The 16,508-nt window shown below is 27.4% G+C and carries 15 protein-coding genes; 12 read left to right on the top strand and 3 right to left on the bottom strand.

Annotation, left to right across the window (positions count from 1 at the left end; all coding sequences use genetic code 11):
* Positions 1-37: 37 nt before the first annotated feature.
* The gene (locus IPP08_10605) at positions 38-3,805 is read right to left on the bottom strand and encodes a UvrD-helicase domain-containing protein (protein ID QQS66205.1); all 3,768 of its coding nucleotides are present in this window, start codon (positions 3,803-3,805) and stop codon (positions 38-40) included.
* A 202-nt stretch (positions 3,806-4,007) separates the two neighbouring features.
* On the opposite strand from IPP08_10605, the gene IPP08_10600 reads away from it, so the two are divergent.
* The 12 genes from IPP08_10600 (at position 4,008) to trxA (ending at position 15,109) form a co-directional block, all read left to right on the top strand.
* Complete coding sequence (locus IPP08_10600) at positions 4,008-4,955, top strand: tyrosine-type recombinase/integrase (protein QQS66204.1); 948 nt, start codon at positions 4,008-4,010, stop codon at positions 4,953-4,955.
* 51 nt (positions 4,956-5,006) lie between these two features.
* Positions 5,007-7,220, top strand: a complete 2,214-nt coding sequence (gene recG, locus IPP08_10595; protein ID QQS66203.1) for an ATP-dependent DNA helicase RecG — start codon at positions 5,007-5,009, stop codon at positions 7,218-7,220.
* Between the two features lie 286 nt (positions 7,221-7,506).
* Positions 7,507-7,833: a hypothetical protein gene (locus tag IPP08_10590; protein ID QQS66202.1), complete on the top strand. Its 327-nt coding sequence runs from the start codon at positions 7,507-7,509 to the stop codon at positions 7,831-7,833.
* Positions 7,834-7,897: 64 nt separating this feature from the next.
* Complete coding sequence (locus IPP08_10585; protein ID QQS66201.1) at positions 7,898-8,650, top strand: LysM peptidoglycan-binding domain-containing protein; 753 nt, start codon at positions 7,898-7,900, stop codon at positions 8,648-8,650.
* 101 nt (positions 8,651-8,751) lie between these two features.
* Positions 8,752-9,435 (top strand): bifunctional demethylmenaquinone methyltransferase/2-methoxy-6-polyprenyl-1,4-benzoquinol methylase UbiE, encoded by a 684-nt coding sequence (gene ubiE, locus IPP08_10580; GenBank protein QQS66200.1) that lies wholly within the window; start codon positions 8,752-8,754, stop codon positions 9,433-9,435.
* 76 nt (positions 9,436-9,511) lie between these two features.
* Positions 9,512-10,111 carry a UbiX family flavin prenyltransferase gene (locus IPP08_10575; protein QQS66199.1) on the top strand — a complete coding sequence of 200 codons (600 nt, stop codon included), beginning with the start codon at positions 9,512-9,514 and terminating at the stop codon, positions 10,109-10,111.
* A gap of 54 nt (positions 10,112-10,165) precedes the next feature.
* Positions 10,166-11,200 (top strand): hypothetical protein, encoded by a 1,035-nt coding sequence (locus IPP08_10570; GenBank protein QQS66198.1) that lies wholly within the window; start codon positions 10,166-10,168, stop codon positions 11,198-11,200.
* 11 nt (positions 11,201-11,211) lie between these two features.
* A complete protein-coding gene (locus IPP08_10565) occupies positions 11,212-12,021 on the top strand; it encodes a hypothetical protein (GenBank protein ID QQS66197.1) in 810 nt (269 codons plus the stop codon).
* An 89-nt stretch (positions 12,022-12,110) separates the two neighbouring features.
* Positions 12,111-12,689, top strand: a complete 579-nt coding sequence (locus tag IPP08_10560) for a VTT domain-containing protein (protein QQS67876.1) — start codon at positions 12,111-12,113, stop codon at positions 12,687-12,689.
* An 88-nt stretch (positions 12,690-12,777) separates the two neighbouring features.
* Entirely contained in the window at positions 12,778-13,047 is a 270-nt protein-coding gene (locus tag IPP08_10555) for an HPr family phosphocarrier protein (GenBank protein QQS66196.1), read from the top strand.
* Positions 13,048-13,274: 227 nt separating this feature from the next.
* A complete protein-coding gene (locus tag IPP08_10550) occupies positions 13,275-14,528 on the top strand; it encodes a PDZ domain-containing protein (GenBank protein QQS66195.1) in 1,254 nt (417 codons plus the stop codon).
* Between the two features lie 251 nt (positions 14,529-14,779).
* Positions 14,780-15,109: a thioredoxin gene (gene trxA, locus IPP08_10545; protein ID QQS66194.1), complete on the top strand. Its 330-nt coding sequence runs from the start codon at positions 14,780-14,782 to the stop codon at positions 15,107-15,109.
* 81 nt (positions 15,110-15,190) lie between these two features.
* On the opposite strand, the gene IPP08_10540 is transcribed toward trxA, so the two are convergent.
* Entirely contained in the window at positions 15,191-15,730 is a 540-nt protein-coding gene (locus tag IPP08_10540) for a hemerythrin domain-containing protein (GenBank protein QQS66193.1), read from the bottom strand.
* On the bottom strand, positions 15,731-16,426 hold the full coding sequence (locus IPP08_10535; protein ID QQS66192.1) for a hypothetical protein: 696 nt from the start codon (positions 16,424-16,426) through the stop codon (positions 15,731-15,733).
* Between the last annotated feature and the right edge of the window lie 82 nt (positions 16,427-16,508).

The following is a 16,508-nucleotide window of genomic DNA, read 5'->3' as shown; positions in this document are numbered from 1 at the left end:
TATAATTTATTAATTAAAAAAATCTAATAATAAAATACTACTTTCTGTAAATGCAACCTTCAATCGAGTTGTAATAACAATCTGGGCAATGATTAGATTTGTCTGACAGTACTTGATTACCAAAATAACTTACATCTCGAATATTTTCTATGAATATTTGAATATCAGTTTCAATTTCAAGAAGTTCGGTTTTAGTGAAAGTATATGTTCTTATTGAAATTGGATTATCAATATAAAGTATTTTAATTGTAATAAATTCTTGCTCAGGCACAAGTTTAGAAATAAAGTATCCATATATTTTAATTTGGGTTAAGTAATAATCTGGATTATTTAATTGGTTCTTACTACTTTGAAATTTATATAGTAATATTGAGATATTACCTAATGAATCAGTAATTGTTCTATCAATTAAACTCAATATATAATCATCACCAAAAGCCATTCTCAATTCTCTATTTGTCTTGTAAATATTTGATTTGTAGTTATTTATTTTACCAAAGATTACTTCTCGTGAATATTCATCTTGTAATATATTTTTAAAAGTTTCAGTTAACATAATTTTAATTTTTGAAAGATCAATATTAAGTATCTGTTCTTTTAGAATTGCTACTTCAACAATATTAATTATATCTTCATCAGTTAACATTTCATCTATTTCTGATGCGCATGTTTTAAAGAGCTTAGAGAAAGATCTTTCTAATTTATTTTCAATAAGAGAATAATTTACATTCTCAAATTCAAGAATATCTTCAGTTAAACCAAGTCTATATTTCAAATAATATTTAGTAGGGCAAAGTGAATACATTTGAAATTGAGAAGCAGAATAAACGTCACCTTTAACATAACCAGCAATTTCTTCAATCCGATAAATTTCAGGATTTAATGATAAAAGTTTATTATTATTAACCTCGAATTTAACTTGTTCATCAATGTGATAAATAAAATTTACATCCTGTGAAAAAGTCCTTGCAACTTCACTTGATTGGGTTTCATTTAAAAATTTTAACTCACCAGTAAAAAGTTGTAATGTTTCATTTGAATATGGTAAGTAATTAAAGGGTGCAAGAGCCCAAGCTAACATTGAGTTCTCTTTTTGAATTTTTAAAATGCCTTCCTTGCTTTCAATTAAAGTACCACTCATTATAAGAATATCTTTAGCTCTAGTAGTAGCTACATAAAACAATCTAGCTTCTTCAGCTAATTCTTTTTCAGATTGTTTATATTTAATTAATGAAGAAATTGAAGGCATAAATTCTTTTTCTTCAAATATCCAATTAAAACCGAATCCAAGTTCTTTATCGAAAAATATGGTATTTTTAGAAGAGGGTGGAGATTCCATTGAAGGAATGATTACTATTGGAAATTCTAAACCTTTAGAAGAATGGATTGTTAAAATTTTAACAACATCTTGTTGAAAATTTGAATCAGCTTCAGATTCTTGTTCTTTCAGATTAATCATATCAGTAACTTGAACCGTAAAATCATACAAACTTTTAAACCCTTGGTTAGAAAATTCCCTAGCAAGTTCAATAAGTTTATCAATATTCGCAATTTTTTGGTTACCTCTATCGCTGTTAAGCAAACTTCCTCTGAATCCAGTTTTTTCAATTATTAGTTTAATAACTTGATGAACTGGTAGTCTTGAAGAAATTAAAATATCAGATTCTATGAAGCTAACCGCACGTTTTAATGAAGGTTCTGAGTTGTTTTCATTAGCTAAGAATTTTGCTTTAGTCCAAAAATCCGAATTACTATATCCTGAATTATTAATTTTAAAATTTGAAATTCTAAACAATTCTGAATCTGAAACACTAAAGAAAGGTGATCTAAAAACTCCAAGCAAAGCAACTAAATCATGAGGATTAACAATTACTCTTAAATAATTAATAACATCATAAATTTCTTGAACTCCATAAAATCCACCACTTCCATTTGTAATATAAGGTATACCATATTTTCTGAAAGCTTTTTCTAAACCAACAAAAGTAATTCGTTTACGGCATAAAATTGCTATATCTTTAAATTCTGCTTTTCTTGCTTTCTCAATACCAGTTGATTTATCAAGTTCCCAAACAATTTTATCATTTGAATAAATTAATTCTAAAATCCTTTTAGCAATTAATTCCGATTCAATCAAATTTTCAACTTCTATTTCTGTATCTGAATCTTCAATTGATGTTAAATCAATCTCAACTTTAGAATTTTTATAAGCTGAGTTTACATAAATTTTTTTACTCAAAAGAAATTCCACTTTCCCCAAGCCTTCACTATTTCTAGCACAAACTAATGGTTCATTTTCTACTCCATAATTAAAGAATCCTTTTGGTTGCAAGATATTTTTACATGATTCATTCACAAAAGCACAAATACTTGGAAGCAAACGGAATGAGGCTTTCAAAGAAATTATCCCATTCTTTTCAATTGCTGTAGAATCTTTAATTTCATCATCATATTTAAATAAGGGTTGTAAATTTAATTTATTTTCTATATTAAAAGATGATATGTTATCCTGAGCCTTTGTAAAAACTGTTACATCAGCATTTCTAAAACCATAAATTGATTGTTTCCTATCACCCACAATACAAAGTTTTCCTACATTAAGTTCATTTAAAAGATTGTATACAATTGAATATTGAATTTCATTTGTATCTTGAAATTCATCTACCATAATGAATTTAAATCTATCTTTCATTCTCCTTTTTGAATCCGAATCTTGTAAAGAATTGAATAAAAACATTTGAAGATCATCGAAATCTAAGCCATTAATATAATTTTTTTTCTTTGAATATTCCTCTACAACTGAATTGTAAATATTGAGCAACAAATCTTTATAATCAAAAAGGTCTGAATGGATTTGATTAGAACTGTCTGTATTACCGATTACTTTTAGTAAAGTAGAAAAATTACTACTTAATATTTTTGATTGATTACTTAAGAAATCAAATTCATCATTAGTAATAGTTTTTCTAAATGCTGATTTTTTTAGTGTTCCTTTTTGTGTTAATAAAATTGAGGAAAGGTTGGAAACATTTTCAATAAGTTGTTTAAAGTCTTTTTCAATAATAATTGATTCAAACAAATATTGAGATTCTTGATTAACATCATCTTTTGTAAATTGTAAAATTGAGTTAAATGAATCTATAGTTTCTTGAGAATTGGTAATTTTATTTGCAAACAATTTTAATTGAGATTCCCATAAATCAAGTGTGGAAACTTTATCTAATTTTAATACACCTTTTAAATTGCTAAAAGAAATATCTTCTCTTTTCCCAATCATAAAATTAATAATCAGATCTAATTGTTCTCTACCAATATTACGAACCATATTAAAGTTTAATTCATAGTTCAAATTTTCAATATTATTTGATAAAGCTTTTTCAATACAATCATCAATCGATGAACTAATCATTTGATTCCTATCATAACCTTTTAAAACTATGAAGCTAGGTGGAGCCTTAGTTTCTAGTGGGAATTCTTTTAACATTTGAGAACAAAAGCCGTGGATTGTAGTTATTACACCACTATTTAAATTTTCTCTTAAATCTTTTAATCTAGATTTTACTTTAACAAAATTTGGGTTGGAGTACCTGCTTTCTAATTCTTTTGCAATTTTAAGTTTAATCTCACCAGCAGCTTTTTCAGTAAATGTTATTGCAGCAACTTCATGAATTTCGAGTTTTTGATTGTATAAAAGTATATCACAAAATCTACTAACCAAAACACTTGTTTTGCCAGAACCAGCATTAGCAGTTACTGAAACATGTCTTGAAAAGTCATGAGCTTTTTTTTGATCTGATGTGAACATTAAAATTTAAATGGAATTACTTTTAGAATTAAAAAATGGATAATATTAATCTATAATATTTTACTTCCAATTATATGAATCAATTTAAAAATACAACTCGAATATTTTCCTTTAAATTAATAAAAATATAATTCAAGAAATTTTGTGTAAAAACTTTTAAAAAAATATTGTTTAAATAAAATTCTATTTTGCAAATTGCATTATGATAAAAGATACCCAAATACCTGTAAAAATAACTTTAAAGGAACTGGTAATGCACTATGAAAATTTTCTTGATGATTGTTCAAGAAATTCTTCTGAAACAAGAGGCACTTATCAAAGAGCATTAAGGGAATTTGTAAAATGGTATCCAATTGACAAAAGGTTTAGTTTTTTAACAAGGGATGTTGAAAGATACAAGAGGCATTTGATAGAAGTTAGAGGTTTAAAAAACATTTCAATTTCAACATATATTTCTTCTCTTAGAAGATTCTTTCAATACTTAATTGATGTTAAAGTTATTACATTTAATCCTGCAACAAGAGTTATTGGAGGTCGTAGACCTGTCTCTCATTCAAGAACATTCCTAACTCCAATTGAGTTAGACAAATTGTTCACAGCAATTGATATTAGCAATGAACAAGGTCTAAGAGATTTTGCAATAATGAAATTAATGTGTGAATGTGGGCTTACTGAACATGAAATTTTACAAATAAATGTTGGAGATTTAAATCAAGTAAACAGATATAATAGCATTTATGTTCAAGGAAAAGGAAGGAAGGTAAAAGATACTATTGTTGAATTATCAAAAGAAATTGTGAAATTCATAAATGATTATTTAGAAAAAAGATACAAAGGTAATGAAGATAAAAAATTGGAAACAGATCCATTATTTATAAGTTTAAGTACTCGTAGCAAAGGTGAAAGAATGTCTTCAAGAGGAATTAGAGAGGCAATAAGCAGAAGGTTAATTGATAGTGGAGTTAAAAATAATAGAGAACATCAATTAACTCCATTTTCGTTAAGGCATAGTTCAGGTGTTAAATTAGTTGAACAAGGAGCAACAGTTGAAGAATTAATGAAAAAAATGAGATTAGAATGGAGACCATCAGCTTTGTTGTATTTTAAGTTGCTAGGTGTTAATCCAAATAAAGAAAATAAAAAAAAATGAAATTGCTTTATTATAAGTAATTAAAATCTAAAGAATTAGACTAAAAAATCATTGGACATTAAATCAAATAAAGTAAAAAAAACAACTGAGAAAAAAGTTAAACGTGACTACCCATTACAGTTTGTAAAGGGGATTGGTCCAAAACGGGCTGAAGCTCTTTGGAATGTAGGAGTAAAAACAATAAAAGATTTAATTTTCTTTTTTCCAAAAAAATATATTGATCGTAGAACTATACTACCATTAAATCAGACCAAATATTTGTTGTCTGGAGAAGATGGTTTGCCTGATGAAATTACATCAGTTGTTATTGTAAAAAAACTAACTACAGGAGTTTTTGGTAAAGGACAAAAACGTTTAATTATTCGAGTTGTTGATAATACTGGCGAAGCAAACATTGTATTTTTCAGAGGAGCAGAAATGTTCATAAGAATGTTTCAACCAGATGATGTATTAGCAATATCTGGAGCTCCAGAAATATTTAATGGAGTGCTTCAATGGGTTCATCCGGAAATAGAAAAAATGGAAGAAGAAGAAGCTTCACTTATTCATAGTGGAAGAATTATCCCTCAATACAGAGAAACTCAAGGAATGAAAACAGCTGGAGTATCATCAAGATTTTTGCGTATTATAATCTCTAAAATAATCGATGAATATGGAGTCTATGAAATTAAAGAAACAATACCTCAAAACATTTTATTAAAATATAATTACCCAACTTTAGAAAAAACAATTCGTTCATTACATTTTCCTGAAGAAGAAAAATTATTAGATTCATCAAGAAAAAGAATGAAATTTGAAGAACTATTTTATTTTGAATTAGGTCTTGCACTCCAGAAAGAGATTTACACAAAACTTGAAACAGGGATATCATTTAATATTAAAAGTGAACTAGCAAGAAAACTTTTAGATAACTTAGGGTTCGTTCTAACCGATGCTCAAAAAAAAGTTATAAATGAAATTTGTTCTGATATGTCAAAACCAGTATCAATGAACCGATTGCTTCAAGGTGATGTTGGATCTGGGAAAACAATAGTTGCAATAATCGCCTCATTAATTGCAATTGATAATGGCTATCAGGTTGCTTTTATGGCACCAACTGAAATATTAGCAGAGCAGCATACAAATACTTTAAAGAAACTATTAGAGCCTTATGGAATCAATATCTCACAGCTAGTTGGGTCATTAAAAAAGAAACAAAAAGAGAGCAATTTATTTGATATAAGAAATGGAATTGCAAACATTATTGTTGGAACTCATTCACTTTTTCAGGAGTCAGTTGGGTATAAAAATCTTGGATTAGTTGTGATAGATGAACAACATAGGTTTGGAGTAGTTCAACGCTCATTATTAAAGCAAAAAGGAATTTCTCCCGATACTTTAATTATGACAGCAACACCAATTCCTAGAACTCTTACAATGACATTATACGGAGATTTGAATGTATCTATAATTGATGAGTTACCTAAGAATAGGAAACCGATTAAAACTAAAGTTAAGTTTGAGAATATATTAGATGAGGTTTGGGAATTTGTTAGACATGAAGTTGATAAAGGAAGGCAAGCTTATATTGTTTATCCACTTGTTGAAAAATCTGAAAAAATTGAGATGAAATCTGCTGTAGAACATTTTGAATTTTTAAGTAGTCAAGTTTTTCCAGAAAAAAAAATGGGTTTAATTCATGGTCAAATGTTTTGGTATGAAAAGGAAGATACAATGCGTGATTTCCTAGATAAAAAAATTGATATACTAGTAGCTACAACTGTTATTGAAGTAGGTATTGACGTACCTAATGCAAGCGTAATGGTTATTGAAAATTCAGAAAGGTTTGGCTTATCTCAGTTGCATCAATTAAGGGGAAGGGTAGGTAGAGGGGTAGAACAATCTTATTGCTTGTTAATTACAAAAGATCATTTTAAATATGCTTTGAGAACTGGTATGACTCAAAATGACTCAAGGAATGAAAGAAAGAATTGCATTAAAAGATTGCAAGCAATGGAACAAACAAATGATGGATTTAAAATTAGCGAGATTGATTTGGAATTAAGAGGTCCTGGTGATTTTCTTGGTACCCGCCAAAGTGGATTGCCAGATTTTAGGCATGCTAACATAGTAACTGATGGGGAAATTTTGACTGCAGCAAGAGAAGAAGCTTTTGCAATAGTTGAAGAAGATTTTGAATTAAAACTCCCTAAAAATTTATTGTTAAAAGATACAATTATTCAAATTGGAGATAGATTTAAAAGAAATTTTTCTGGAGTGGGATAATGTTTGATATCAGATTTTTATCAGTTGCATATTTATTTTTTAATTGCAATTACTAAAAATTACATTTTATTATGAAAATAAATTTAGAAAATTATAATTATTAATTATTTAAATTGCAGTTTATAAGCGGTTTTCAAGTTTCAATTTTCTGAATATAAAGTTTATTTTTTTGTCATTTATTTTAGTTTATGATAACAAAATTGGTCTATTCATTTATAAATTCTCTTGCATTATCGTTTTATTAAAATCTCTTATTCTCTCTTTTACTTAAAAATCTATTTAACAAATGAAGAAAAATTTTAACCGAATTTTTGCTTTAGGAATATTACTTATTACTATTCTTACCTCATGTGCAAGCAAAATAACACAAGAACAACTAAATGAATTAAAAAGACTTTCAGACGAAAAGCAAGTATTAGAACACCAATCTAAAGCTAAAGAAGATGAAATTACAAGACTTGACTCAGAGTTAAAAAATCGTAAAATTCAGGCAGATAGTTGTGATTCAAAAAAGAAAACAGTTGTTTCTAGAATTGCTAAATGGCCAAATGTTTGGGGAACTAAAATTTCTTCAGGTGAAGCAAATCCTGTTCCAGCTCCTGATAGTAAATAACTAGTTCCTAATTTTTTACAACTCTCATTTTCTCATAATCTTAAACTAACTCAGAATATTTCTTATGAAAATAATATTTTTTTTATTTATATATATACTAGCATCTAATTTGATTTTTTCTCAAGAAAATATAGAGAAAACTGATGAACTTTTAACACAAAAAGAAGCAGAAATTAGAATCAAACAAAAAACCTCAGAAGTCTCTTCTTTGCAAGGAACTTTAGACAATTTAAAATCTACAATTCAGACCAAAAATGATGAACTTCTAAAGTTATCTGACATGAAAATCTGTAATGAAGATATGATGAAACTTCTTGGAATTAGAGAATTTGATTTAATGAATTTCAAAGACAAATTTGGAAAAATTGAAAATAGAGTAAAAGAATTTGCTAAAATGCAACCTGATGAATTAAAAAAATATAAATCTGAAATAGAGCTAACTAAAAAGGAGTATGAAATACTAAAGAGTGAAAAATCTTCATTAATGCCTGATGTTTATGATAGAGTATTTGATTTATCTTTTACTTTATCTAGTTTAAATGATAAAGTTGGTAAAATGGTTTCTACTTATACCGTTGGCTCTTGGTCAAAAGATCGTGATTGTTTGTGGACTATTGCAGCAAAAGACCAGACATATAGCGATCCATTAATGTGGCCAAAAATATGGCAAGCTAACATTGATAAGATTCGTAATCCAGATGTATTAAAAGAAGGAACAGAATTAAATATACCTGATAAATCACCTAAAACAAATGATGAATTAAGGGCTGAACGTTTGTATTGGAGAAAGAAAAAAGTTGCATCTAAAAGGAAATAGTTCTTTAAAATAGTTTACTTTTGCACGCGTTTCAATTCAAATTTGAAGCGCGTTTTTATTTTGAAAAGATAATTTTAAAACTATCAAATCGTCTTTGTTAAATGTCAGAACAAGTAAAATTAATGTTTTCAGAAATTGCTCCAAAATATGATTTGGGAAATGATACTTTATCATTAGGGTTTCATAGAATATGGAAGAAATATTTAGTATCTAAATCAGGAGTTAAAATCAATTCTGAAGTATTAGATTTAGCAACAGGAACAGGAGATATAGCTTTATTATTTGCAAAAAAAATTGGACCATTAGGAAAAGTAATTGGAACTGATTTTTGTGAATCTATGATTGATATTGCAAAAACTAGACCTAAAAATCAACTTAAAAACTTATCATTCAGAGTTGCTGATGCAATGAATATCCCATTTGAAGAAAATGAGTTCAATTGTGTTTCAATCTCATTTGGAATTAGAAATGTAGATAATCCTATAAATGTTTTATCTGAAATGAGAAGAGTATCAAAGATTGGTGGCAAAGCACTTATTCTTGAGTTTGGGCAGCCAAATGGATTTTTAGGTTTAATCTATAAGTTTTATTCTAGCCATATTTTACCTTATTTAGGTGGAATTGTAAGTGGAAAGCCTGCGGCATATAAATATTTAGACAAAACAGCAGCTTCTTTTCCTTGCGGAGAAAAATTTATTGAAATCATGAAAAAAGCGGGCTATGAAAAAATTAAATGTGAGCAACTTTTTGGAGGTATAGCTTATCTATATATCGGTGAGAAATAGAATCTTTAAAGAATTTAAAAATGAACCAGTATTTATTTAGTTATTAAGTTAAAAAATAAATTTATAGGTGTAGTAATTGAATAAGAAAAAGTCTGTAACAGTAGGAATAACAGGTGGGAGTGGCTCAATATATGCAATAAAATTGCTTCAAATATTACCCAAATTTTATGAAACTGTAAATGTAATTCTCTCAGGAAATGCTAAAATTGTTTTGCTTGAAGAAGTTAATATTACTGTACCAGAATCTGGAATATGGACATTAAACGGACTTGAAAAAGAGGAATATGAAAGGTTAATAATATGGAATAATCAAAACTATAACGCACCATTTGCATCTGGTTCAAATTGTTCCAATCAAATGGTAATTATACCATGCTCATTAAGTACAGTTGCATCTATTGCCCATGGTATTGATATGAATTTACTTCATCATTCAGCAGCAGTTACCATCAAAGAAAAAAAACAATTAATAATTGTTCCTAGAGAAACTCCATTGTCAACAATTCATTTAAAGAATTTGCTTACACTATCCGAGCTTGGAATTTCTATTATTCCAGCTATGCCAGGGTTTTATGGAGGACAAAAAACTTTTGATGATCTCATAAATTTTGTTGTTCAAAAAGTTTTAAATCATCTTACTATTGATTACAACATTTCTAAAAAATGGAGAGATTAGGTATTGATATTTAAATGTAAATTAAATTTGTAGAAAGAATAATAACAAGTTAAAATGGATAAGGAAAAAGTACTACTTAAAGTAATGGCATTTATGGAAAGATCAGAAAGAATTTCAATTGAAGATGCATTGCAATTATTTGATGAATTCAACATAGGGAAGATAGCTGCAATTTCTAGAATTCCTAGAGAGAGACTTCATGGAAGAAAATGCTATTTTCATTCACCTGTTATTGATGTACTATCATTAGAAAATGTAAATAGTTTTGTATCGAAGTTTTCAGAATCTATAAATGAAAATAGTGAAGGAGTAATACTAACTTTGAAAACTCAAGAATTTCAATTGACGAATATCTTAAATTTCTTTAAGCAACTTAATGAGAAATTTGAAAATTTAAGAGTTGCAATATCTTTAGATTGTATTCATGAGTTATCAGTTAAAAGTTCTCTTCATATAGAAGATATTATAAGGGAAATGAAATCTGTTTTTAGCTTAATTATTTATGATGACTTTTCTTCAGATATTACATTTGAAAAAAGGTTGGAGATTTATCAATTTGTATTTAATCAAGGTATTAAGCCATTAGCGGGGATTCCTTATAAAATTATTGATGATCCAAATGAATTTGTTTCAAAGATGGATTCAATTAGATTATTGCAAGATGAGCAAAATATATTTGATTTTGTTTACCCATTTGCAAGTCATAATTACAAAGCAAATGAACTTCATTTATCTTCACCGTCAGCTGCACAAAATTTAAGAGCAATATCAATCTCTAGAATATTTTTAGACAATGTTAAATTTATAGCTTCTCTACCTTTAATGATAACTCCTGAATTAAGTTATATTTCTTTAAGTTATGGTGCAGATACAATAAATAATTTTGTAAATGATAAAGGTATAAACATGATGAATAACGAGTTAATTCAATTAAAGGTTATAAATGAGTTTGACAATGTAATTGGAGAAGAATTAGAAGTAGACGGAATTCTCAAAAATCAATTAACTATTCAAAATAGAATTATTGAATCAAAATGGATTCCAACATACATAAATTTGCAAACTGAAAAAATAGAAGTTAAACTATAAATAATTTTATTATGAAATTTAAAGCATCATTTTTGGTTGTATGTTTTTTGATAATTCAATCTTGTACTAAAGATTCCTCAAATAAATCAAGCTATGATTTAAAAGCTAATGTTAAAGATACTACAATTGAAAATGTAGATCATAGCAATCAAAGTAAGTCAATTGATACTACTTTAAAAAAATCAATTGTAAATACAGACTTAGATTCAATCCCTTTAAGAACTCCTGATGGTAATCCAGCACGTTATGGTGTTGAGTCTGCTGAAATAGAGTTAGAATATAGCGGGAATGTTAAAGGTAACAGGACCATTAAATTTGATAAATTTGGATCTAGAGAAATAAGAACTGAAAAATCAATTCCTTACCCAGAAGCATCAAAAGGAAGAATACAGAATTATACTATGTTAACTACGTTAGACACTTTTGGAGTCACTGATAATATAACTAAAGATGGTTGGGTTCAAAAAAATACTTTAGATGATGATTATTTGAAATCTGATTCATCAAAAAAAATGTCATTTGGTGAATATGTTATTTCTAAAGCTCAAGGTGTTATTGTTAGAAATGAAAATGTAATTGGTAAAAATTGCACAGTGTATGAAAGATCCCAAAATGGTGTTATCTCTACACTTTGGATATGGAAGGGAATTATTTTAAAAGAAGAGTATAGTTCTCCTCAAGATTCAGTTCAGTATAAATTAATTCCTAAAAAATTGAGTTTGAATATGAAATACCAAGATTCAACTTTTAAATTATCTTCTGATTTTGTTATGAAAGATTTAACTAAAAATCCACCAAAGAAAATTGGGAATAGTAAATAATCTTCTTTTTTTAAATTTAACAATTAAATAATTTGGAAATATTAAGTGATTTTTTAAAGTTGTTTACAACACCAGAAGGGTTTAAACAAATGATTACATGGGGAGGTTATCCAGTTCTTTGTTTGATAATTTTTTCTGAAACTGGATTATTGATTGGTTTTTTTCTACCTGGTGATTCATTATTAGTAACTGCTGGATTGTTATCATCTGCTGGTTATTTGAACATATCGTACTTAATATTACTTTTAATACCTTGTGCAATTATTGGAGATGCATTAGGATATTATATTGGTAAAAAAGGTGGAAGAAAATTATATGATCGTCCTGAGTCAAGATTTTTTAAGAAAGTTCATCTAGAAAAAACTACTGCTTTCTATCAAAAGCATGGAGGGAAAACTATAATACTAGCAAGGTTTATTCCTCTATTAAGAACTTTCGCACCAGTAGTTGCGGGAATAAGTGGTATGGAATATAAAAAGTTCGCTGTTTTTAATGTTGTTGGTGGTATATTTTGGATATGTTCAACAACATTGTTAGGTTATTTTTTAGGAAATTTAATACCCAACATTGAGAAATATATTCATTATGTTATTGCAGTAGTAATTGTGTTTTCATTGCTTCCAATCGTTTATGAGTTAATTAAAAACAAGAGATCTAAATCTGTTTAGTTAAGTTTTTAAATGTATTTATCATATCAATTTTTAAAGATATTTATATCAATTATTAATTGCAATATTATTCAAATAAACAATTTTAATGATACAAAAGAAAGTTATAGTTAATAACAGGGCTGGCTTACATACTAGGCCCGCTGCTACTTTAGTAAAAAAAGCTTCTAAGTATAAATGTGAATTTTATATAGATAGAGATGGATTCAGAGTTAATGGACAAAGTATTATTGGAGTTATGACTTTAGCTGCAGAACAAGGTACAGAGCTAATTCTTGAGTTTAACGGTCCAGATGAATTTGCTGCGTCTGAAGATTTGTTTAATTATTTTGAAAGGGGATTTGATGAAGCATATTAAGATATGAATTAATTATTAAATGTAGTTCTATTCTTATCATACAATTTCATTTAAAAACATACAACTGAAAGATTACACCAAAATCTTAAATCTTAACAGTTAATTTTTAGTTGAAATATTTTTTTAAATAGTTGTTACAACAATAAATTCAATTGTCATTTCTTCCACAATGGATAAAACCATTCCTTGTTTTCAAATCTATTTTTTAACAATTTTTTTTATAATTTATGATGAATGTAAAAACTGTATTTACAATTTTACTTGGCTTAATTATGAGCCAAACACTATTTGCACAGCAAACGGAAAAAAACAAATCTTGTTGTAATAAAAGTATTCAAAAGAACATAGTTGTAAATGTTCAGAATGGTGCTTTTTTAGGAGTAAATTTAGGAGATGATGAAGGATCTAATGGAGTTAAAGTTGAGGGTACAATTGATGGTGGAGCAGCTAAGAAAGCTGGAATAGAAGCAAATGATTTCATAAAAGAATTTAATGGTAAAAAAGTTAGTACATCTAATGAATTAAAAAAGTTGATTAATGAATCAAAACCAAATGATAAAGTAATTATTAAGATTGATAGAAATGGAAGTGTTATTGAAAAAGAAGTTATGTTAGGTAGTCATAATAACAATATGACAATGAATAATTTTTCTTTTCCCAATAATATATTAAGTAAAATTCCACAGATGGGTGATATGGATATGTTTAATTCAAAGCCAACATTGGGAGTTCATTTACAAGAATTAAATTCTGGATTAGCAAAATATTTTGGAACAACAGAGAACGGAGGTGCATTAGTAAGCGAAGTTGTTAAAGGTTCTCCAGCAGAAAAATTTGGCTTGGAATCTGGTGATGTAATTACTTCAATTGATGGTAATAAAATATCTACAACAAAAGATGTTGTAAAATTTATTGGAAATAAAAAGGAGAGTGAAAAAATATCAATCGGAATTCTAAGAGATAAATTTACAAAAAGTATAGATGTCGTTTTAGAAAAGGGGGCACAAAATAAAGAATGCATGAATAATATATTCAATTTTAAATTTGATGATTCTAAAGAATCGAATGATGAGAATATTGAAGATTTAGATTTAAATGGTCTATTTAATTTTAACGGTGATATGTTGAATTTTAAAGAAGGTGAAGAAGTTGATTTTAGTAAAATGAGAATATTTACAGACAGTGCTAAAATTGATTTAAACAATTTAAAACCACAATTAGAAAAATTATCTAAGGAGATGAAAAATCTTAAAAATAGTTTTAACATTAAAGATGAGGATATAAATTTGGAGGGACTTAATTTAGATGAGATTGGAAAAGCACTTGAAAACACAGAGATTAAAGTTTGGCATGGTGGAGATAAAAATTCTCAAGCAGTTGCAATTTCAATAAAAGGAAAAAAGACTAAAAAGGATACAAAAGTTAAAGAAAATAATAAAATAGAAAATCCAGTTCCAGGAGCTAAATCAGATTTAGATTAAAAGAGGTTTATATAGAGAAGGTTAGTAGAAGAAAAAGGGGAAAAAATTACTTCTGGGACTGAAAAAGCCGTTACTAAATGTAATGGCTTTTTTATTAAAATTTAATTTATTTAAAATCCAAAATTCTTTTAAAAAGTTATTAATAATAATTTAAACAATAATTATAAATCCTTCTCCGTCTTTAATATTAATCTTATTTTCGCTACAAATATGTTTAGAAAAAAAATAATTAAATTAAATCAATAGAAAAAATGGCATTACATTTCACAGACGATACTTTTAAAGTAGATGTGCTTCAATCTGAAGTTCCAGTATTAGTAGATTTTTGGGCAGAGTGGTGCGGCCCATGTCGTGCAATAGCACCAATGATAGATGAACTGGCAAATGAATTTGAGGGAAAAGTAAAGGTTGGTAAAGTAAATATTGATGATAACCCTGAAATTGCAGCTACATTCGGAATTAGGTCTATTCCTACATTGCTTGTTTTTAAAAATGGTAAAGTTGTTGAACAAATGGTTGGAGCTAGGCCTAAACCTCAGTTGGCATCAATTCTTGAAGCTCATTCAAAAGTTAGTGCATAATCTTGTTTAATAAAATTTAAAAATCCCAATAGAATAGTTCTAATGGGTTTTTTTTTTCAATAAAAATTTAAAATGTTTTGATTAATTGATTTCTCTAATTCTTGACTCCAATTCATTCATTTGCTTAATTGCGAGTTCTGCAATATCTGATGGTAATTTTTCTCGAGCAACTTCTAAGTAAACCGTATCTTCAGCAACAATGTGATAATAGAATAGTCGAATCATTTCTGTTGAAACATCCTTAAGTTTAATAATTAATTTATTATCTGCCCCAAAACTCCTAATATCTTGCAAAAGATTTGAAAATTGCTCAAAGGTTAATCTTAGTTTATCATGATCTATGTGTAAAAATTGGAATTTAGCTCTACCCGAAGGGAATATGTGTTCAATTAATGGAAAAAATATTTCTTCTTCTTTTATAAAATGAATATTCAAATGTTCATTCATATCAAAATAAGTTGATTCGGCAATTTGTAATATTGAATCTGGTAAATCATTACACTCTTGATCTAAAAATTTTAAGGCTTCAGATAATTTGTTTAGTGATTCCATAAATATTACATGCTCATTAATTAAGGATTGAGCAGGATTAAGTAATTCTAATTGTTTTGAATTTTGCATTTAAAATATATAAGCTAAAGTCAAACTTCCAATAACTGTTTTTTCAGATTGAGAAGAACTATTCTTTAAATAAAAATCATTTATTGCGTCTGTCAAAGAATAATTTAATTTAATATCAGCTCTTACATTTCCAAAATTGTAACCAAAAGATAAATTAGCACTAATACCTAAATCGTTAAACATATTTTCAGGTTTTGTTGCAAAATCTTTATATGCACCTATGCCCGAGGTATCGTTAATATAATCAAATGCTACATCTGTAATTGTGGTATTACCTGAGGCTAAATTTGATATTGTACCAACTGCTTTAGAAGAAACTAGTTTATCTAATTGAGGACCAATACCAAATATAAAAGGACCAATTCCTAAATTTAAAGTTACAGGAATAGATATTTTACCATTACTAACATCAAGATTGTAAGTAGTTAAAACCGTATTTGAGTTTTTTTCTTCAATTGTATTAAATTTATTAGAAGTATAGAGTACTTCACCTTGAAGGCTTACAATACTTAAATCATAAATTCCCATTACACCAACAATATAACCTGGAAGAGGTTTAACATCTTTAAACTTTAAATCAGTATTAGTAAGAAAAGTAAAATTGCCACCACCTTTTATACCAAATCTAAATCCCTGAGAATAAGTAAAATTACTTGAAAAGTGAATCAACAATAGAAATAAAATAAATTTTTTCATTTTAATTTAAAAGATTAGATATTTGCATGTTAAAATTATGAGAAAATAAAATAATTAAAAAATATGAATTTAAATAATAAAC

The organism is Chlorobiota bacterium, from assembly GCA_016700335.1.
Taxonomy (GTDB): Bacteria; Bacteroidota; Ignavibacteria; order OLB7; family OLB7.
The sequence above is the reverse complement of the archived record's forward strand: the minus strand, read 5'-3'. Positions and strand labels throughout refer to the sequence as shown.

Bases quoted from the DNA above. Each gene is read 5' to 3' on its own strand.
- trxA (QQS66194.1), top strand. From the start codon at position 14,780: ATGGCATTACATTTCACAGACGATACTTTTAAAGTAGATGTGCTTCAA.
- IPP08_10590 (QQS66202.1), top strand. From the start codon at position 7,507: ATGAAGAAAAATTTTAACCGAATTTTTGCTTTAGGAATATTACTTATT.
- IPP08_10600 (QQS66204.1), top strand. From the start codon at position 4,008: ATGATAAAAGATACCCAAATACCTGTAAAAATAACTTTAAAGGAACTG.
- ubiE (QQS66200.1), top strand. From the start codon at position 8,752: ATGTCAGAACAAGTAAAATTAATGTTTTCAGAAATTGCTCCAAAATAT.
- IPP08_10540 (QQS66193.1), bottom strand. From the start codon at position 15,730: ATGCAAAATTCAAAACAATTAGAATTACTTAATCCTGCTCAATCCTTA.
- IPP08_10605 (QQS66205.1), bottom strand. From the start codon at position 3,805: ATGTTCACATCAGATCAAAAAAAAGCTCATGACTTTTCAAGACATGTT.
- IPP08_10550 (QQS66195.1), top strand. From the start codon at position 13,275: ATGATGAATGTAAAAACTGTATTTACAATTTTACTTGGCTTAATTATG.
- IPP08_10560 (QQS67876.1), top strand. From the start codon at position 12,111: ATGATTACATGGGGAGGTTATCCAGTTCTTTGTTTGATAATTTTTTCT.
- IPP08_10585 (QQS66201.1), top strand. From the start codon at position 7,898: ATGAAAATAATATTTTTTTTATTTATATATATACTAGCATCTAATTTG.
- IPP08_10570 (QQS66198.1), top strand. From the start codon at position 10,166: ATGGATAAGGAAAAAGTACTACTTAAAGTAATGGCATTTATGGAAAGA.
- IPP08_10555 (QQS66196.1), top strand. From the start codon at position 12,778: ATGATACAAAAGAAAGTTATAGTTAATAACAGGGCTGGCTTACATACT.
- IPP08_10565 (QQS66197.1), top strand. From the start codon at position 11,212: ATGAAATTTAAAGCATCATTTTTGGTTGTATGTTTTTTGATAATTCAA.
- IPP08_10535 (QQS66192.1), bottom strand. From the start codon at position 16,426: ATGAAAAAATTTATTTTATTTCTATTGTTGATTCACTTTTCAAGTAAT.